Source organism: Sphingobacterium paludis (assembly GCF_004364125.1).
Taxonomy (GTDB): domain Bacteria; phylum Bacteroidota; class Bacteroidia; order Sphingobacteriales; family Sphingobacteriaceae; genus Sphingobacterium; species Sphingobacterium paludis.
In genome coordinates, this window is record NZ_SNZV01000008.1 from 146,627 (window position 1) to 166,078 (window position 19,452).

Sequence of the window (19,452 nt, forward strand, 5' to 3'; positions counted from 1 at the left end):
TTGGTTTTGTTGTTTTATAATCATCTTCGTTCAGCGTAGTTGACCTCGCGCTATTTACTGCATCGATTTTGTGTACATTGTATATAAAGATTTTATTATGCGATGTCTTTGATTTCTAGACATTTCAGATGGTCTTAAAAAATATATTATTTACATATGAAACAGTTAGAAAATAAAGTGGCTATCGTAACTGGTGGCGCTTCTGGTATCGGCAAAGCGATTGTTGAAGCCTTTTTAAAAGCTGGCGCCAAAGTCGTCGTATCTGACTTAAATGAGTCATTGGGCCACGAATTGGTCAATGCAGATAAAGATGGACGAATTGTTTTTATTAAAGCGGACTCTTCATCGCCTGAAGACAACGAAAAAATTGTGAATGCAGCCGTTGAAAATTTTGGGGCGCTTCACATTGCGGTCAATAATGCCGGTATTGGCGGTGCCGCTGCGATTGTCGGCGAATATCCACTAGATTCCTGGAATAAAGTGATTGACATAAATCTGAATGGTGTCTTTTATGGTATGCACTATCAACTCCCCGAGATCGAGAAGGTCGGCGGCTCGATTATCAATGTCGCGTCTATATTAGGAGCCGTGGGCTTCGCGCAATCATCCGCATATGTAGCGGCTAAGCATGGCGTAGTTGGTCTGACAAAATCTGCAGCCTGGGAATATGGTACGCGCAACGTACGTATCAACGCGATTGGTCCGGGCTTTATTTCTACGCCACTAATAAATGATCATCTTGACCAAGGAACACAAGATTACCTAGCGTCGCAACACGCGATGCAGCGTTTGGGAAGACCAGAAGAAGTCGCGGAACTGACGCTTTGGTTGGCCTCCGACAAATCGAGCTTTGTTACCGGTAGCTATTACCCGGTGGACGGGGGCTATCTGGCGAAATAATCTGGAAACTTTTATGACTTGCGGTATAGCGCTGCCCTAGCAGGGCTATACTATGTTTTATTCGCCAAGATTTCTGCCACGACAAAATTGCTTCCCCCGATAAATATAAGGTCACCTTTTTCGTAGTGGTCTAAAGCCGTCTGCAGCGCTTGATTAACGGAGTCAAATGCATGCCCTATACAACCATATTGTTCAGCAGCAGCCCTTAACTCCACGGCCGGCAACGCACGCGGCATATCGGGGCTGGCAAAATAATAGACAGCCTCTTTAGGCAATAAGGGCAACATATGGCTTAGATCTTTATCGCGCATGGCTCCGATGACCAAGTGTAATCTTTTGTAGTCTACCTGCGCTAAATTTGAAACAACGGCTCGAATGCCATCTTCATTGTGCCCCGTATCACAGATAATATATGGCTCGGTGGATAATGTTTGCCAGCGGCCCTGCAGCCCGGTGTTTTCCTGTACATGCAAGAGCCCATCTTGTACATGCGAATTTTCAATCACCCAGCCTTGACGCCTCAATTTATCCACTGCTGTGAGTACGCCAAGCAAATTCTTCTGTTGGTATAACCCGGATAGTTGCATGGTCCAAGATTGGTGAGTATCTGTTTTACGATCTTGTATGTCAACCAGCACACCTTCGCGCTTAGGGTCTACGCTTACCACCTCAAGCTCGGCCGATGCAAATGTTAGTGGTGCGCCCAACGATCTTGCTCGTTGTTCAAACACATGGGCTATATCTTCGTTTCGTTCGGAAACAACCACCGGAATGCCCGGCTTTATGATGCCCGCTTTTTCAGCCGCTATCTCCTCCAATGTGTCACCCAGCAGATTCATATGGTCTAAACCAATATTCGTTATAACACATAGCTCTGGTGTAATAATATTCGTACTATCTAACCGGCCGCCTAGCCCGACTTCAATAATAGCGATATCGACGTGCTCCTTTGCAAAATAATCAAAAGCTAGTGCAACGGTGACCTCAAAGAATGAAGGTTTGATATCCTCAATCAGCGGTAAGTTCTTATTGATAAACTCGACGACATACGCTTTAGGAATCATTTGCCCATCAATGCGTATGCGTTCACGAAAATCTACTAAATGGGGCGATGTGTACAATCCGGTTTTATACCCAGCGCAGGCATAAATAGAGGCCAACATATGAGAGGTCGATCCTTTACCGTTTGTCCCTGCCACATGGACAGATTTGAATTGTTGATGGGGGTTACCAAGTTCGGCACAGAAACGAAGTGTGTTGTCTACATCCTTTTTGATAGCGCTAGCACCATCTCGTGTAAACATGGGTAATCGAGCATATAAATACTCGATTACCTCATCGTATGTCTTCATCATCGAAAGTAAACTATCTCAACTTGAAATTGAACAAAATAACGCCTGTCTGCGAATCAGGGGCATTGGGAAGTTGATTTAATCTGGCTCCCATAACGGCTCTTTCGCACTTTTCAAGAAGGCTGCGACTGGATATCGTCGTGCCACGTACGCCGGCGCGGGCATAGGTTATTACCCCGTTTTGGTTTACTTTAAACTCTACAGCAACACGTCCTGCTTGTTGACCATCATCTTGGATGCGTGGTGGCACTTCGAAACGACGGTTAGCGATGGTAAGCATCATGTTACCATCCCCAGAGCCTCCTTCACCATAATTGCTAGCCAAAGGGTCGCCGAGGTTACTACCTTGGTTTCCGGCTGTCGAGCCTGTACCATCACCCGTACCTGTGGCATTATTCTTCTTCCCTTTATACAAGGCATTTGGATTAACCGCGGGCTTTGCGTCTTTCTTTTCCACCGTCGCCACATCGGCATTTGCTTTAACGGGCTTTTCGTTTTTTGGAACAGCCGGCGCATCTTCAACATCCTGTGTGGCCACTACTTTATCCGCTACTTGTTGGGATGGTGTAGGAACTGGCGTAGCAACCGGATCTATTTTATCGGGCTTGACATTATTCGCATTTTCGTCCATTGAAGGCTCATCAACACTCATATAATCATCCCCCATGCCTTCTTCCGCAGTTCCATAATTGACAACAATACCGCCCATACCATAGCGCGGCACATCGCCTCCAAAAACCACAAAAAACGCAATCAACACCAAAATACCCATTACAGCCGTAGACAGTCCTAGGGCTTTTGGTAGATTATTTTCCTCTTGCGAATGGTAATACATGCTTTTTTAAATTAAAAAGTCAAAATTAAAAACTCAAAAGTGAGAAGGTAAAAGTAAAAATGAGAAGGCAAAAGTGATAAGTCAGAATTCTTAATGCTCCCCCTGTCCGCACTACTTAGTACCCACTACTCACTACCCTCTAGTCCTTCTTCGGCTCGGTCGCCAAAACCAGCTTCACCTTATTTCTATTCGCGACGTCCATAACAGAAATCACGTTCTGAATCGGCACCGAACTATCCGCATAAAGCATAATGGTTAATTCCTCGCCGTTCACAATCTGGCTTTGAATTAACGGCTCTAACTGATCTAAACCGACCGTTTGTTTATCTACATGGTAATTCAAATCTGCAGTGATAGAAACCGTCAATGTTTTCTTCGCAACAGATTGTTCGCCCGCACTGGACTTCGGTAAAAGAAGTTTTACAACTTGCGGGTTTGCTACCGCAGAAGCCAGTAGAAAGAACAGCATCAAGAAGAACATGATATCGTTCAGGGCCGCTGTATGCACTTCAGCCGTAGGCTTATGTCTTCTATTTCTTAAATTCATTGGTCAAAGTGAAAAGTCAAAATTATCTTTGATGAGCTCGCTACGCTCGGTTTAAAAGTCAAGATCTGCAAGTCAAACGTGAAAATAAAAAGCGAAGGCTTCAATACTTGAGATCACGTTGACTGCCTTATTTCAAGCTATACGCCTGGTTCGTCCAATAGATCTATAAACTCTACAGAATCTGTCTCCATGCGTAAGATCACGCGCTCTACCATCATGTTAAGCACATGGTACCCGATATACGCTAAGATACCTACGGTAAGCCCGCTAGCAGAAGCAATCATCTTTACATAAAGACCTCCAGATACCGATCCAATATCGATACCACCTGCCACTTCCACGTCACGGAAGATCTGAATAACACCAAATATTGTTCCCACAAATCCAAGCATGGGCGCAATACCGGCTACAATTCCAAGTATATTGATGTTTTTCTCCAATTTTGACACTTCCAGCTTTCCAGCATTCTCGATTGCACCTTCAATATCTTTTATTGGTCGCCCTACCCGAGCAAGACCTTTCTGTAGCATGCGCGCAAGCGCCGAATTGCTGGAGCGACAAACTGCTATTGCTGCGTCTAGGCGTCCAGACATGACGTTGCTTTTAATTTGTGACATCAAACCTGAGTCCGTTTTCGACGCTTTACGAATCGTGATGTAGCGTTCGAAAAAGATAACTAAGGCTAAAAACAAAAGGAAAATAATTGGAATCATAATCCAACCTCCCTTCATCAACAACTCTATAAGGTTTAGATTTTCATCCGTTGTTGCTAATGCTACCGCCTGCTGTTGAACCGAGTTCACAGAATCCACCGTTAAATTCTCTTGTATTAATGACATAGTCTTGTTTCGTATATTTTGTTATCAGGTTTATGTTTATTCTATTACTAATTTATTTTGTCTGGCCATGCGTCTTTTTCCACGTTTTTACGAACATATTGAAGTGCCGCCTCCATCTCCTGCTTTGTTTCGTAGGAATCCCAGATCACTTTTTTCTTATTCTTCAGCATATTACTAGGGATCACCCGCACCTTGTCATACCCCTTACTATGCATGGCTGCAGCATGCTCTTCAGCTTGATCGATTGTCCGGTGCGTACCGATTACAATTTGCCACGCATGTTTCTTGTTCACCGTCTTTACCGGGACATCCGTTGCAGGAATCGTATTCATCAGCGTATCTTCCAAACTTGCTGCCAAAGAATCTTGACGTGCTTTGCTGCTATCTACAGGAACAAGGGCGGGTGTAGAAGCTACGGTATCTTGCGGGGATTCTACAACAATGACGCTCTTATCCATCTCTGTTGATACTGGACGACTGAAATAATAAACCGCCCCAATGATGCCCAGCGCAAACACAGCAATCAGCACATACCAAACGGTATTATTATTGGCTTGCTTGGGATCGAAACCTTGGTTCTCAAAAAATGGTTGTAAGATTTCTTCGGGCACTTGCTGCTGCGGATCTGTGGCTTCGTCCGTAGGAACCACTGCCGCCGGCAATTGTTCCTTCTTGACTTCCTGCAAGAGTGGGTTGGCAACGGGCTTCATCCCCTCAATCGGCTCGTAATTAAACCCTGAAAGATCCAGCGCTTTAAATACGTACCCACCGCCATAACTAACCAGATACCCCAAATCATCTAATTTCGCTTGTCCCTCTTCCTCGATTTTATGCAACAGCGATGTCACGGCCAAGGAGACCTGATGTTCTGCTGTCTTCACATCGATCGATTCCAGCTGTGCGAGATAAGCGATAAAATCATGTCCCTGCGCACTGGTCTGATCAAAGTCTATGTACGTAATGGGAGGAAGATAAACATGACGTATCTCATCATACGTCGCCGGCGTATGGTTCCGCTTAAAAGCGCCTAAGCCTTTTACAAAGACTTCCGGCTGTCGTTTTAACAGACTATGTACGTTCTTTCCTAAATTCATCCTATCGTATAGTTGACTGCAAAGTTATGATCTTCTGGCTTTAAAATGAAAAATTTAAGCCACCAAGGATGTTAAAACCCAATCTTGGGTAATACAAATACGTTTGATACTCGGTATTCAAGATATTGTTGGCTTTTACAAAGAGTCCAAGTTGCTTTGTCGCTTTGTATTCGGCACCTGCACTAAGATCGAAGAACGAAGGGACTTCTGCCCTAACGTAGGGTATAGATGTGATCACCGCACCTGTTGCTGCATCATAATCATATGCTCGTGAGTACGACACACCATGGAACAAAGCTTCAGCATCGATATACAATTTTTCAGAAATGTTAAAGCGCGCATTTGCCGTTAAACGCATTTTAGGCGTGTGCCACACTTCGTCTTGCTGTGCTGCCGTGTACTGATCGATATTAAGACGTCCGCCCAAATTGACAAGTTTGGATAGACGCACGTTAATTTCTCCTTCTATACCAACGTGTTTAACAGATTCGTCCCCGTTTCCGTCATACACTACATCAAACTGAAACGGCGTTTCCATGTTGTTGACAAACAAAGGCAATCCTTCCAGTTGACGATAAATGGCCTTTACTTTATAGCCGAATGTTGCGCCGGCGTTGCCTTTGATACCACCAAAGAAATTTAACCGTTCGACCATATTTTGGATTCCTAAATTAGGCCCAATGAACGGATTTTGGCGAGCAAAGTCACGGTATGATGCTTTTTTCACGCCACCATTCACCCCCCCGAAAATATGGAAATACTCTGGGGCCAAAGCAAAATCAATTTCTGCCGAAGGGAAGATATTGAAGCTTGTACTATCGCCAAATTCCGGAACAAAGTTAGCCCCCAACGTAATGGCGTAGTTATCGCCTTTAAACCGGATGTATGGATTTAGGGTAGCCAGCGAGTTTTTCGTCTGTCCGTTAACACCGCTGTTGGGTGTGCCATCAACATTGTTTACATCCACGCTTAAGTTGGCTCCGATGTTAAATGCCCGCACGCGTTTGTTGAAATAAGCGGATACGGCAAAAGATGTCTCTTTGGCATCAAACCTATCGCTGAACGAGTACGCATCTAATTTGGCAGAATAGCTGAATGCATCTTCATTCTCTGGATCGTAATTACTTGTTAGCTCTCCGGTAAAATAGATATCGTTAAAAACTTGCTTTTCCGGCGTCGGGTTTAGCGAAGTAACGCGATCATTCGCCAAGGGGATACCGTAAAAATTTGTTCCGTAGCGGTTATACCCAATGGTTCCATCGACGGTTAACATAGGCAGAATACGGCGACCGAACACGCCCACCTCTTGTCGGGAAAAGCGCTGTCCTTCCAAACTCCCTTTCTGGCTGAGATGCTTCACGAAACCACCTACGCGTAAATCCTCATACTCATCATACGAAAAGTAGCCTTCCCCTAAAATGGTATTGAAATTCCCAAGACCGAACTTGACGTAATTGCTGCGCACATCCTGTGCCTGGGAGAACGGTGTTTCCTGTACATCAAGCTCTTTCAACCCGGTATTGATATCCAATTTTTTATCTGGAACGTTGCCGTATGTCAGCTTCGGCATATAACTGCGCTTATTCGTCATATCGGGGCTTCGACGTATTTTCACGGCATCAGCAAGAATAGGTTTATAATCACGTACGACATCAAAAGAATCGATAGTAACCGGCTTTTGAGGATCGGTTTGCGCATATCCCTCAACACCTAAACCAAGCAAAAACGCTACAACTGCGTAATTCTTAAATACTGTTTTATGCAATTTCATCATGCTATCCTATTCTTGTTATTTCAATTTTCCTAAACGAGACTTCGCCTCTTTCAATATATCATCTTTATCGTTATCGTAATTTTCGATCACGCTTTCCAATGTCGATTTTGCCTGGAATTTATCCCCTTTGCCCAGGTAGGCATCAGACATTAAAATAAAACCTTTAGCTACCCAATAATCATACGAAGAAAATGTATTTGAAATATCAAATCCAGACTCGATCGCTTTATCATATTGTTTCGCTTTCAGTTGTTGCTCTCCTACCCTGTAGCGTGCTTCTGCACCGGTTACGGTCTTACTTTTAAGTGCAGCAAGGTTAAATTCTTTTAATGCATCAGCGGCTTTATTCGTAGCCACGTAGGCCTTTCCTGAATACAGATGCGCCAATGCGATGTCTTCCTCAGAAGATTTCTCGTAGTTTTTAACCAACTTCGCGTAGTTCTGCGTTTCAACATAATCACCGACGTTGAAGAAGCTGATCAACAGGTTGTTTATAGCAAAACCGTAATTTGATTTGTATTCGGAGGTCAACTCGAGCTTACGCAATACTTGAACTGCCTCATTGTAAGCCTTGTTGCGTAAATGTAGCCTGGCAACACTCATCAGCGTCTGCTCGGTATAAGCGCTCGTCCAGTCATTCATAATGATATTGAAATCGTGAATAGCCTCTTTATCTTTTTTAAGTTGTGCGTAGCTTTCGCCCCGGATAAAACGAGCATGTTTCTCTTGAATCGGTTTAGGAAATTTGTCAAAGTAAGCATTGATAGCTTCTACTGCACCTTGGTAATTGCCTCGGTCAAATAACGTTTTTGCAACGCTGAAGGTATGCGCGTCTTGCTGTGCAGTACTTAAATCCCCAATATTCGTACTCGTTGCATAGCGGATATAACCCGTCGCGTCTCCCTTATCCAAGTAAATATTCTCAATCGATATAAGGGCCTGCTTCGCTTCATCTGTGGTGGCATATTGATCAACCACGCGCTGGAACGTTGCCAAAGCGGCGTCGTTATCGTCTTTATTGTATTGAACAAGACCGATGGTCACCAGCGCACGGGGCACATAGCTGCTCCGCGGATATTCCTGTACCATGGCTTGCAAGCCAGATATTGCGGTATTGTAGTCGCCCATCAAAAAGTACGTATAAGGCACTTCGAATGCCACGTCATCCGCATAGTTCGATTTTGGAAATTGCTTCACAACGGAATTAAGTGTAGCGATTTTAGCGTTATTATCTCCTTGTAACCCTTGAATGATACCCCGTTGAAACAAGGCATAGTCCTGACTCGGTGCTTTGGAACTAATGAGCCTATTATAGTATTCCAATGCGCGTCCATAATTTTTCATTCCGAAATACGAATCGGCCAACCGAGCTAAGGCGTCATTGCGGGTATTGATCTCAATACCGTCTTTGCCACCGGTGGCCAAAAAGCGTTCGAAATAATTTGCTGCCGTATTGTATCGGTCATTACGGAATGCAGCATAGGCCAAAGCGTAATTCGCGTAGCTGTATACATCGGTGTTTCGTGCAGCGGGCAGCTGCAAAAATTTATTGAAGTTAGATACAGCTTCGCCGTACTTACGGACCTCATACATGGCTTCCGCCTTCCAATAGGTAGATAGCGCATAGATCTCCTCGTCGTATCGATTGCCTTCCGAGCGTATAAACATCGAAATCGCATTCTCAAAAGCGCGCTCATTGTAAAACTCTAGACCACGGTAGTACGTTACTTTTTGGTAGGCAGCGTTGGCATCGCGCCCACGTTTGCTGATACCTTCCAAAATATCTACGGCTGCACGGTAATTTTTAGTGCTTAGCAACACCTCCGCCAATAGCGTTTTTGCATCTTCAAGACGCGCAGAGCGCGGGTACGTTTCCAAGTACTCTTGTGTTGCATCAAGTGCCACTTGGTGAAACTCCAATTCGTAGGATAGTTTCGCGTAATTGAACAAACCTTCTTCTTTCAACTGCGGATCGAAATCGAGTTTCGATGCCCGGAAGAACGCATTTCTTGCACTTTGCTTGTTACCCGTTTTCAAAAATGAATCACCCAAAGTGATCATAGCACTTTGGTAATAAGCATCCGGCTCAGTCAGCTTTTCGAGCTCCTGAATGGCCTTTTGATAATCGCCCAGCTTATACGCGATGTAACCGATCTGGTAGCTATCTTGGTTATTCTGCGTCTTCCCTTGGTCTTGCGCCTGAAATTTATCGTAATAGCTTTTAGATTTCTGAAGATCACCTTTGATAAAGTACGTTGCGGCAACGATTCGGAAGAGTTCAGTTTCATGCTCTTGCTTGGTGCGGTCCAAAATCGGCAAGGCATAGTTCAGAACATCGTCATAGCGCTTATCGAGAAAGTATAGCGCCGTGATATAATAGGGATAGCTATTCTCGTAAGTCTTGGAGCCTTCTAAACGTTCAAACTCGTTCAATGCGGTTTTATATTCTGCATCTAAGTAAGATAGGTAGGCGTAGTAGTAGATAGATGCTTCTTGATATTGACCTTTTTCATCTTTTAGCTTTTCAAAAACAGGCTTTGCGGATGCATAGTCGTTCGTCATAAACTGTGCATAGGCTAATTTAAAACGGTACTCTATGTTTTCTGCGCCGGCTAGGTTTTTGCTATCGATTTTTTGAAACCATTCGATCGCTTTCACATAATCCTTTTTTGCGTAGTACGATTTACCGATCTGAAAATAAGCCGCTTTTGAATTTGCGCTTGCTGGATAATCTTTGATGTATTTTAAAAAGCGAGACTCTGCATCCGAATCACCTAATTCCAATGCACAGATTGCTTGATAGAAACGAACGTTTTCTTTAAGCAGCGTTAGCTCCTCTGTTTCATCCAACTGCAGTGTCGATTTCGTGCGAATATCCTCTACCCGATCAAACTGCTTAGCGGCTGAGCTGTACTTCCCTCGTTCAAACAACTCCATTCCAGACTTGTAGGCATTATTAATTTGTTGCCAGGCTGTTTGTTGCGCAAACGAAACCGAGCTCAATAAACTCAATGCTACACCTACACCATAAATTTTCTTATTCATACTGATGAATTATTCAACAACTATTCTTCCCGTTAAAAAAAATGAAATAGCACGCCAAAAAAGGCGGACAGATTCAGGATACTAAATTAAAATTAAAGTTGCACGTATTCCCCAAAAGTTCTTAACATCTGTTGGTAACTGTCCTATATAACGTAAATATTGGCTAAAAAATATGCCCCACTTGAAAAAGTCGGGCATAAAAAATTCTTACGCTGACAATGAGTTTATTACCCGCGCTGTCCTGCGAGGAGGTACAGCACTGCCATGCGGACGGCAACCCCATTTTCTACCTGATCGAGTATAATGGAATGCTTACTATCTGCCACGTCTGATGTTATCTCTACGCCACGGTTGATCGGCCCAGGATGCATAATAGTAATTTCTTTATCAAGCGAATCCAAGATCTCTTTATTTAAACCATACAACATAGAATACTCGCGAAGTGAAGGGAAATAAGCGATATCTTGTCGCTCCAACTGTATGCGCAACATGTTCGCCACATCGCACCAGTTTAAAGCCTTGCGTAAATCGTGTTCTACCTTCACACCCAACGAACCGATGTATTTAGGAATGAGCGTCGTTGGCCCGCAGACCATTACCTCCGCACCCTGCTTCTGCAGACACAAGATATTGGATAGCGCCACACGGGAGTGCAAAATATCACCGATAATAGCAACTTTTCGCCCGGCCATATCGCCATGACGCTCCCGTATAGAAAAGGAATCGAGCAGAGCCTGTGTAGGATGTTCGTGCGCACCATCGCCAGCGTTGACAATCTGCGCATTGACATGCTTACTGAGAAACACGCCAGCGCCGGCATAGGGATGGCGCATAACGATCATATCCACTTTCATAGCGAGAATGTTATTTACCGTATCAATCAGTGTTTCTCCTTTGCTCACCGAAGAAGATGAGGCCGCAAAGTTAACAATATCCGCAGAAAGACGCTTCTCAGCGAGTTCAAACGAAAGGCGAGTACGGGTAGAATTCTCAAAAAACACATTTGCAATCGTGATATCGCGAAGGGAAGGAACCTTTTTTATGGGGCGATTTAACACCTCCTTGAAATTTGCCGCGGTATCTAAAATAAGCTGAATATCGTTTTCCTTCAGGTCCTTTATTCCTAAAAGATGTCTTGTGCTAAGCTGCTCAATGGTTGTTGACATGTTATGTAGGTTTTCTAGCGCTTTGTTTTTTCTCTAAAAAGATCTGTTTATATTTCTAACACAAAATCGATGGTGTGGAGACTGTGTTCGGCATCGCCTGCTATGATGTTATCTTATCAGTTACCAAGACAATGCTGTCGCTGCTGTCCACTTCTTCCCAACTTACGATGACTTTTTGTGAATCGATGGAATCGACCTGAATACCGATATAATCGGGTTGGATCGGAATCTGGCGGGAGAAACGGCGATCGACCAAAACCAGCAATTCCATCTTTCCCGAACGGCCGAAGGCCTGCATGGCATCCATCGCGGAGCGAATGGTACGCCCCGTCCATAGTACATCATCGATAAGTACAACCTCTTTGCCATCGACAATAAAATCAATCACGGTACTATTTGCAGCAAGCGGACTTGCCCCTTTCATCCTGAAATCGTCCCGGTAAAATGTGATATCCAAAACGCCAAGCTGCACATTGCGTCCTGTCATATTGAACAACTCCTTCTGAATGCGCTTTGCTAAATAAGTACCTCTTGGCTGAATTCCGATTAATACGGCATTGGAGAAATCGCCATGATTCTCAATCAACTGCTGACAAAGTCGTTTGATTGTGATCTGAAATTTGGCTCCTTCCAATAAAATCGATTGTTTCATTATGGGAATGTTTAGGCAAACTTACGTTATTTTTTCCAATAACGCCACTTTTGGGTTAAAATGGGTAGTGCGTAGTGAGTATGTAGATTTTAGTACTTAGTATGTAGATTGCTGTAAGGCGTAGCGAGTATTGCATATTAAGCAGTGCGTAATGCGTCGTAGTGAGCATAGGTCGCCATGAAAGCGATTGTCATTGCGAGCCGAAGGTACGATGGCGCGGCAATCTAATGCGAATGGAGATTGTAGTAGATAGTAATTAGATATGTAGATTGGGGTATTGCGTAATGCGTATTGCGTAAAGTTCAGGTATTTTATATTTTATCGCTTCCAGCCAACATTAAACGAGATGTCGCATTGTTATAGATGATAGTATGTAGTACTTAGTATATAGAAAAGCTTTGGTAGATTAAGTAATTGCAGGGATCATTGTTAAACGAGATGTCGCATTGTTATAGATGATAGTATGTAGTACTTAGTATATAGAAAAGCTTTGGTAGATTAAGTAATTGCAGGGATCATTGTTAAACGAGATGTCGCATTGTTATAGATGATAGTATGTAGTACTTAGTATATAGAAAAGCTTTGGTAGATTAAGTAATTGCAGGGATCATTGTTAAACGAAATGTCGCATCGAAAGCTTTGCAATATGTAATCATTTGCCACAGCACAAACCCTCCCTGCAAAGGTTTCAAGCGACGGGGTTTTGATTACTTTTGCCCTACAAAAGTATTTGCCTTGCCGCGGCATGCGGCGGAAGGGATGTGGGGAGGACATTCGTTTTAGAAAACACACTACCTTACAAAAGTATTTGCCTTGCCGCGGCATGCGGCGGAAGGGTGGTGGGGAGGAAGATCGTTTCAGAAAATACACTACCTTACAAAAGTATTTACCCTGCCGCGGCATGCGGCGGAAGGGATGTGGGGAGGACGATCGTTTCGGAAAACACACTACCTTACAAAAGTATTTGCCTTGCCGCGGCATGCGGCGGAAAGGTGGTGGGGAGGAAAACTGCGTAGTGAGATTCTAGTAGATAGTTCTTAGCAGGTAGATGGCGATAATCCAAAAGAAGTTATGTAAATGCAATGAGCCCGACTATACATCGGGCTCATCACAAGCATTTCTATAACTTTACTTCGCTATTGAGCTCCTTGCTCAAAATAGTGTTTGTAAACATTAAATAGCTCATCCGACTGCTTTTTCAAATCAGGTTGATTCACTTGATCCATTAATTGCTTATAGCGTTGGATAGCCGCTAATCCGAAACGCATATTTCTATATTCGAGGTTTGATTTCGCTTCAGAAACGGCTTCATAGTACGCCATGTTCTCCCGAATGAATTGAAGATTGCGTTTTACAATCTCATCCGCCTTCGCGGTCTCGCCAACTTTATACATCACTTCCAATAGAGGCACATAACTCATCGCCTCTCCCATCATATAGGTTCGCTTAGGCATGTTATCATATGCATTAACGACAAGCTTTTTGGCCTTATCATTCTCCCCAGAAGCAAGCAGTTGCTGTGCGGTCTCCCCATAGATGGTTCCCACATACATACTGATATACCGGTAGGAATCCGGATCGATATAAGACGCTTTTCCTAAGTTGCCCCATGTAAATTTGTTCATGATGTTATCGTAGGTTTGATCTACGTTTTCAACCGTAGCCGGATCGCCTTCCTTCAAGCCAAAGTCCACAGGCATTAAACGGTATGCGAAACCTTCGCTAACCAAATACCGATCAAGCCCCATATAGTTATCTTCCGGTGTTGTAATCGTAAAATAAACTGGGCGCTTCCAATTGTTGTTAGCCAAAATCGATAACATAGACAACTCGGCGCGACTCACATAATTTAAGCTGTAATTCCAACGCATGGTATCCACAATAGCAGATTCCCAATCTTTCGGAACTACTTTGTTCGCAATCACAGCCTGTTTGTTTACGGCCAATTCCATTTTTTTCGTCGGAAGTAGGTTGACATATTCCCCGCTTTGCAGCTGTGCTTTGTTATCTGGATTATCAGAAAGCATCACCTGAACCAGCTTCTCGACCGGCACATAGCCAGGGATGTTGTAATCTTGGTAATAAATAACATCACGCACGCCATCTTTCACTAACTCGGGATCGATATTGATGGGGAGCGCATCTGCATCATTCACCTTTTCCATCATTTGTCTCATGTACCAATCTGCACTGAGCAAACTAAGGTTCACCACGCGTACATCCGTACGGAAGCCCTCGACCTCTTGCACATACCATAACGGATACGTGTCATTATCACCATAGCTAAACAGTATGGCATTCGGTGCGCAAGATTCAAGATAATTTCGCGCCATATCACGCGCCAATGTTTTCTCTGAACGGTTGTGGTCGTCGTAATTTTGGGCAATCAAAATAACTGGCCCCGCAACGACACCAATAGCCGCTGCCGCGTAGCCAGCAACCTTTGCATTTACCTTTCGGGAAAGAAATTCCGCGATGGCTAATACGCCTAAACCTATCCAAATACTAAACGCATAAAAAGAACCTGCATAAGCATAATCGCGCTCGCGCGGCTGTAACGGCGTTTGATTGAGGTAGAGAACAATGGCAATCCCGGTGAAGAAGAATAGCAAACCAACAACGCCAGCATCACGCTGCCGCTTGCCGAAGTGCCAGAATGCACCAAGCAGGCCAATAATAAGCGGTAAAAAGAAATAGGTGTTTCTAGAAGGATCTGTTTTCGCAGAGGTAGGTAATTTATCTTGCCCTCCCAATAACGCGTTATCAATAGGCTTGATACCACTTATCCAGTTTCCTTCCGTAAAGGATCCATGCCCCTGTTGATCATTTTGCCTACCGGCGAAGTTCCAAAGGAAATAACGGCCATACATATGGCCGATTTGGTAGCCAAAGAAAAATTTAAGATTGTCGCCAAAAGTTGGCGCTTCATTTGGCCCTAACCCGAGGTATTCCCGATAATACTCAGGATGCCCGCCCTTTTCACTATAAATCCGTGGAAACAAGGTTTCCTTATCATAGGTGTAAACGGGGTTACGCTTGGCAACAACGTATTTATTACCATCTTTACGGTAGACCTTTTTGCCCTCTTCCATGCCGGTGGGCCGAGCGTCGAAAAACCGCCCCTTAAACAATGGCTCATCACCATATTGTTCGCGGTTTAGGTAACTTAGAAAGCTAAAGGCATTGTCTGGATCACTGTTATTCAACGTGGGGTTAGCTTTTGCGCGAATCATAATCATCGCGAAAGAACTATATCCTAGCAGGATAAATACCGTACTAATCAACGCAATGTTCAACAATCGCTTTCCTTGTTTTATGGAATAAAGAATTCCATACACCAACCCTGCGATAACCAATACGGCGAATACCGCAGCACCTATACCAAAACCGGCACCCAACGAATTCACGAAGAACAGGTCGAAGTACGCCGCGAACTTAATGGAGAATTGAATGACACCCCATAAAATCACACCCAACACCACGACTCCTATTCCCAAAGACTTCAAGATGCCCGCACTTGTGCTCTCTTTTGTTTTTCGGAAATAAATGACTAACGCTATAGCTGGAATAACAAGTAAATTTAGCAAGTGGACACCAATGGACAGGCCCATAACGTAAGCAATAAATATCAACCATTTATCTGCATGAGCATCTTCTGCTCGGGCTTCCCATTTTAAAATACCCCAAAATACAACGGCTGTACACAGGGATGACATGGCATACACCTCCGATTCAACGGCAGAAAACCAGAATGTATCGGTGAACGCGTAAGCAAGGGCGCCAATAACGCCAGATGCCATCACCAAAAATAGCTGCAGGGAAGTCAAAGGAGCGTTACTTGCATATCCAGTGAATACTTTTCTCCCTAATGCTGTGATGGTCCAAAATAGAAATAAGATCGTTAATCCGCTACATATCGTTGAGCCGATATTCATCCAGAAAGCTATCCGGGATCCATCCCCCATGGCTAAATTCGAAAACACATTTTGCAACATGAGAAACAGCGGAGCGCCGGGCTGGTGTACGATCTGCATCTTTAAAGCAGATGCGATAAACTCACCACAGTCCCACCAACTAACAGTGCGCTCCACGGTCATGACATAGACTATCGTTGCTATCGCAGCGCAAATCCATCCCAAAAGGTTGTTAATCTTATTGTAATTCATTCTATCTAGATAAGGTAATGCTATTTTATGGCTCGAAATTAAGGAATACTAACCGAGTATTAAATATTATTTACACATTTTAACGAAAGTTTTTAAAACGATACGCGCTATTCGCTTCGCATGATACGATGACCCGTGAAGAATCACAAAAAATATCCGCCTGAAAATCAGCCCTGATCGCGCCTTTAGCAAAAAAAGTTTTGCAAAAAATAAAAACAGGCGTATATTTGCATCGTCAAAACAGAACAACGGAATGTCTTGACAAGATGATTGTCCGATAGTATAAGGGTAGTACAAGTGATTTTGGTTCATTTAGTCTTGGTTCGAATCCAGGTCGGACAACAGAAAGGAGAGCATGAAAATGTTCTCCTTTTTTGTTGTAAACCATTCTCCATCAACGTTTTCATTGCTGCAAAAAGTATTTTGTTTTCACAAACATTTGGCTAACTTTGTCCCCCAATACCGAAAGAGGTCTTTTGGAAAAGTTTTGTCCGATAGTATAAGGGTAGTACAAGTGATTTTGGTTCATTTAGTCTTGGTTCGAATCCAGGTCGGACAACTTTCTCGATCATTATTTGGTAGGTACGGTGAAAATATTGAGTTAATCCAACATAAAATCACGCATAATGCCTTTGCAATTTAACACGGTGAAGCTGTTCGCAGGGTCGGGAACAGTGGAGTTAGCAGAAAAAATCTCCAAATCTTATGGCAAACCTCTTGGTGACAAGACCTTGTCTAAGTTCAGCGACGGAGAGATTCAGCCTTTTTACAACGAGTCCGTTCGCGGCAGCGACGTCTTCCTCATCCAATCCACCAATCAACCTACCGACAATCTTTTCGAACTTTTATTAATGATTGATGCTGCGAAGAGGGCCTCTGCACACTATATTACCGCAGTTGTACCCTACTTTGGCTTCGCCCGTCAGGACCGAAAAGATAAACCTCGCGTTGCGATTGGGGCCAAATTGATGGCAAACCTTATCACGGCGGCAGGTGCACACCGTATCATGACTATGGACTTGCATGCGGCGCAGATTCAAGGTTTCTTTGATATACCGATGGACCATTTGGATGGATCGATCATATTCGTTCCTTACATCAAATCGCTAAACTTACCTAATTTAACGATTGCTTCGCCAGATATGGGTGGCTCTTACCGCGCACGTACCTTTGCGAAATTTTTCAACGCTGAGGTTATTATCTGTGATAAACGTCGTAAGCGCGCCAACGAAATCGAATCGATGTCGATTATCGGTGATGTAAAAGGACAGGATGTTGTTTTGATTGATGACATTTGTGATACGGCAGGAACACTTTCTAAGGCTGCTGCATTGATTATGGAAAATGGTGCCAATTCAGTTCGTGCCGTGTGTACACACGCTGTTCTTTCTGGTAAAGCCTATGAAACGATCGAAAACTCGGTATTAACAGAAATGATTGTTACCGATACTATCCGTTTGAATGAGGAAAAGATTGGACAATGTACCAAAATCAATGTGTTGTCAACAGCGGATTTATTCGCCAACGCCATAAAAAATGTAAATGAGCACGGATCAATATCCGATCTATTTGATATCAAATAAAAAATAGAAAGAGGCTTTTTGATTTTTAAACAGAGGCGGATCTAATCAATCCGCCTTTTATTTTCGCTAACTCTTTTATTAATAAAAAGTTTAGCGTATTTTTGCACCTCAAAATAATATTAAGACAATGAAATCAATTGCTATTAGCGGTTCTGTAAGACAGAGCGTAGGGAAAAGAGGTTCGAAAGAGTTACGTTACGAAGGAAATATTCCAGCAGTACTTTACGGTGGTAAAGAGCAAACGCACTTTTCGGTACCCGCAGCTGATTTGAAACCGGTTCTTTATACTCCTGATGTAGTATTCGTAGAATTGGATTTGAATGGCAAAAAAACAAAAGCTATCGTTCAAGATGCACAATTCCACCCATTGACTGACGTGGTTACGCATGTTGACTTTTTAGAACTTTTTGATGATAAAGAAGTTTCTGTAAATATCCCTATCCAATTAACAGGTACTTCACCAGGTGTTAAAATGGGTGGTAAATTAGTGCAAAAATTGCGTGCACTTCGCGTAAAAGCGTTACCTAACAACCTTCCTCAAGAAATTGAAGTTCCTATGGAATCTTTGGAAGTTGGTAAATCTGTACGTGTAAGACAAATTGCTTTAGAAAATGCAAAAGTTCTTAACAACAGTGATGATACTATCGTATCTGTAATCATGTCTCGTGCACTACGTCAAGCAGAGCAAGAAGCAGCGAAAGCAGCAAAAGGCGGTAAAAAATAAGTTAACCTTTTTTGGTTTACGCAAAGGCATCGAACAATCGATGCCTTTTTTTGTCGCCCCCCCTGAGTCATTTGTATAGCGAAAAGTCAAAACTTTTTTCTGGCAACGGCCATCACCTAACATCTATTATCTAACATCTATTTTTTATTTTTGCAAGCATGAACTATTTAATTGTTGGTCTGGGTAACATCGGTAAGGAGTATGAAGATACGCGCCATAATATTGGCTTTATGGTTGTAGACGAGGCGGCCAAACAGGCTGGCTCGACCTGGTCATTACTAAAACTAGCCTATTACACCGAGTTTAAACAGCGCGGACGGAATGTCTTTATGATTAAGCCTACGACATTTATGAACTTAAGTGGAAAAGCAGTTAATTACTGGATGCAAGAACTGAAAGTACCCATAGAGAATGTGTTAGTGGTGGTTGACGATCTGGCCATCCCTTTTGGCTCGCTTCGCGTGAAGCCCAAAGGCTCTGCCGCTGGACACAACGGACTACGCTCTATCGAAGCAACATGCGGCGGTCAAAATTACCCGCGCCTACGTTTTGGCATTGGTGACAACTACCCGAAAGGACGCCAGGTAGACTATGTTCTGGGACCTTTTGATAAGGACGAACAAAAAGACCTGCCCGCACTTATCGAACACGCGGTGAAGATGATTCAAAGCTTTGTAAATATCGGGATTGGTTTGACGATGACCAATCTAAATACCAAGTAAACACGAATACCGTGCGATGTGGGACATCGACGGTATTCTTTTCACTATATTAA

14 protein-coding genes are annotated in these 19,452 nt (G+C 43.4%); 4 read left to right on the forward strand and 10 right to left on the reverse strand.

All coding sequences use genetic code 11. The features are described from left to right. The first annotated feature begins 156 nt into the window (after positions 1-156). A complete protein-coding gene (locus B0I21_RS16060) occupies positions 157-900 on the forward strand; it encodes an SDR family NAD(P)-dependent oxidoreductase (protein WP_133641501.1) in 744 nt (247 codons plus the stop codon). A gap of 50 nt (positions 901-950) precedes the next feature. On the opposite strand, the gene B0I21_RS16065 is transcribed toward B0I21_RS16060, so the two are convergent. The 10 genes from B0I21_RS16065 to B0I21_RS16115 all read right to left on the reverse strand — a co-directional run bounded on the left by B0I21_RS16065 (position 951) and on the right by B0I21_RS16115 (position 16,370). Then, a complete protein-coding gene (locus tag B0I21_RS16065) occupies positions 951-2,255 on the reverse strand; it encodes a bifunctional folylpolyglutamate synthase/dihydrofolate synthase (RefSeq protein ID WP_317130191.1) in 1,305 nt (434 codons plus the stop codon). A gap of 10 nt (positions 2,256-2,265) precedes the next feature. Continuing rightward, positions 2,266-3,087 carry an energy transducer TonB gene (locus tag B0I21_RS16070; protein WP_133641502.1) on the reverse strand — a complete coding sequence of 274 codons (822 nt, stop codon included), beginning with the start codon at positions 3,085-3,087 and terminating at the stop codon, positions 2,266-2,268. 139 nt (positions 3,088-3,226) lie between these two features. Then, positions 3,227-3,634, reverse strand: a complete 408-nt coding sequence (locus B0I21_RS16075) for an ExbD/TolR family protein (RefSeq protein WP_133641503.1) — start codon at positions 3,632-3,634, stop codon at positions 3,227-3,229. Between the two features lie 137 nt (positions 3,635-3,771). Continuing rightward, positions 3,772-4,473 (reverse strand): MotA/TolQ/ExbB proton channel family protein, encoded by a 702-nt coding sequence (locus B0I21_RS16080; protein WP_037499428.1) that lies wholly within the window; start codon positions 4,471-4,473, stop codon positions 3,772-3,774. Between the two features lie 47 nt (positions 4,474-4,520). Further along, positions 4,521-5,567, reverse strand: a complete 1,047-nt coding sequence (locus B0I21_RS16085; protein ID WP_133641504.1) for an HU domain-containing protein — start codon at positions 5,565-5,567, stop codon at positions 4,521-4,523. A gap of 40 nt (positions 5,568-5,607) precedes the next feature. Beyond that, on the reverse strand, positions 5,608-7,341 hold the full coding sequence (locus tag B0I21_RS16090) for a porin family protein (RefSeq protein ID WP_133641505.1): 1,734 nt from the start codon (positions 7,339-7,341) through the stop codon (positions 5,608-5,610). A gap of 15 nt (positions 7,342-7,356) precedes the next feature. After that, the gene (locus tag B0I21_RS16095; RefSeq protein WP_133641506.1) at positions 7,357-10,386 is read right to left on the reverse strand and encodes a tetratricopeptide repeat protein; all 3,030 of its coding nucleotides are present in this window, start codon (positions 10,384-10,386) and stop codon (positions 7,357-7,359) included. A 227-nt stretch (positions 10,387-10,613) separates the two neighbouring features. Further along, complete coding sequence (locus B0I21_RS16100; RefSeq protein ID WP_133641507.1) at positions 10,614-11,552, reverse strand: aspartate carbamoyltransferase catalytic subunit; 939 nt, start codon at positions 11,550-11,552, stop codon at positions 10,614-10,616. Positions 11,553-11,652: 100 nt separating this feature from the next. Beyond that, entirely contained in the window at positions 11,653-12,204 is a 552-nt protein-coding gene (gene pyrR, locus B0I21_RS16105; RefSeq protein ID WP_133641508.1) for a bifunctional pyr operon transcriptional regulator/uracil phosphoribosyltransferase PyrR, read from the reverse strand. A gap of 1,136 nt (positions 12,205-13,340) precedes the next feature. Continuing rightward, positions 13,341-16,370 carry a DUF2723 domain-containing protein gene (locus tag B0I21_RS16115; protein WP_133641510.1) on the reverse strand — a complete coding sequence of 1,010 codons (3,030 nt, stop codon included), beginning with the start codon at positions 16,368-16,370 and terminating at the stop codon, positions 13,341-13,343. A gap of 626 nt (positions 16,371-16,996) precedes the next feature. On the opposite strand from B0I21_RS16115, the gene B0I21_RS16130 reads away from it, so the two are divergent. The 3 genes from B0I21_RS16130 (at position 16,997) to pth (ending at position 19,399) form a co-directional block, all read left to right on the forward strand. Beyond that, positions 16,997-17,953, forward strand: coding sequence for a ribose-phosphate pyrophosphokinase (locus B0I21_RS16130; RefSeq protein ID WP_133641511.1), 957 nt, complete (start codon positions 16,997-16,999; stop codon positions 17,951-17,953). A 127-nt stretch (positions 17,954-18,080) separates the two neighbouring features. After that, positions 18,081-18,677 carry a 50S ribosomal protein L25/general stress protein Ctc gene (locus B0I21_RS16135; RefSeq protein WP_133641512.1) on the forward strand — a complete coding sequence of 199 codons (597 nt, stop codon included), beginning with the start codon at positions 18,081-18,083 and terminating at the stop codon, positions 18,675-18,677. 158 nt (positions 18,678-18,835) lie between these two features. Beyond that, the gene (pth, locus tag B0I21_RS16140; RefSeq protein ID WP_133641513.1) at positions 18,836-19,399 is read left to right on the forward strand and encodes an aminoacyl-tRNA hydrolase; all 564 of its coding nucleotides are present in this window, start codon (positions 18,836-18,838) and stop codon (positions 19,397-19,399) included. Positions 19,400-19,452: the final 53 nt, after the last annotated feature.

Bases quoted from the DNA above. Each gene is read 5' to 3' on its own strand.
- B0I21_RS16080 (WP_037499428.1), bottom strand. From the start codon at position 4,473: ATGTCATTAATACAAGAGAATTTAACGGTGGATTCTGTGAACTCGGTT.
- B0I21_RS16115 (WP_133641510.1), bottom strand. From the start codon at position 16,370: ATGAATTACAATAAGATTAACAACCTTTTGGGATGGATTTGCGCTGCG.
- pyrR (WP_133641508.1), bottom strand. From the start codon at position 12,204: ATGAAACAATCGATTTTATTGGAAGGAGCCAAATTTCAGATCACAATC.
- B0I21_RS16060 (WP_133641501.1), top strand. From the start codon at position 157: ATGAAACAGTTAGAAAATAAAGTGGCTATCGTAACTGGTGGCGCTTCT.
- B0I21_RS16065 (WP_317130191.1), bottom strand. From the start codon at position 2,255: ATGATGAAGACATACGATGAGGTAATCGAGTATTTATATGCTCGATTA.
- B0I21_RS16095 (WP_133641506.1), bottom strand. From the start codon at position 10,386: ATGAATAAGAAAATTTATGGTGTAGGTGTAGCATTGAGTTTATTGAGC.
- pth (WP_133641513.1), top strand. From the start codon at position 18,836: ATGAACTATTTAATTGTTGGTCTGGGTAACATCGGTAAGGAGTATGAA.
- B0I21_RS16075 (WP_133641503.1), bottom strand. From the start codon at position 3,634: ATGAATTTAAGAAATAGAAGACATAAGCCTACGGCTGAAGTGCATACA.
- B0I21_RS16070 (WP_133641502.1), bottom strand. From the start codon at position 3,087: ATGTATTACCATTCGCAAGAGGAAAATAATCTACCAAAAGCCCTAGGA.
- B0I21_RS16130 (WP_133641511.1), top strand. From the start codon at position 16,997: ATGCCTTTGCAATTTAACACGGTGAAGCTGTTCGCAGGGTCGGGAACA.
- B0I21_RS16100 (WP_133641507.1), bottom strand. From the start codon at position 11,552: ATGTCAACAACCATTGAGCAGCTTAGCACAAGACATCTTTTAGGAATA.
- B0I21_RS16135 (WP_133641512.1), top strand. From the start codon at position 18,081: ATGAAATCAATTGCTATTAGCGGTTCTGTAAGACAGAGCGTAGGGAAA.
- B0I21_RS16085 (WP_133641504.1), bottom strand. From the start codon at position 5,567: ATGAATTTAGGAAAGAACGTACATAGTCTGTTAAAACGACAGCCGGAA.
- B0I21_RS16090 (WP_133641505.1), bottom strand. From the start codon at position 7,341: ATGATGAAATTGCATAAAACAGTATTTAAGAATTACGCAGTTGTAGCG.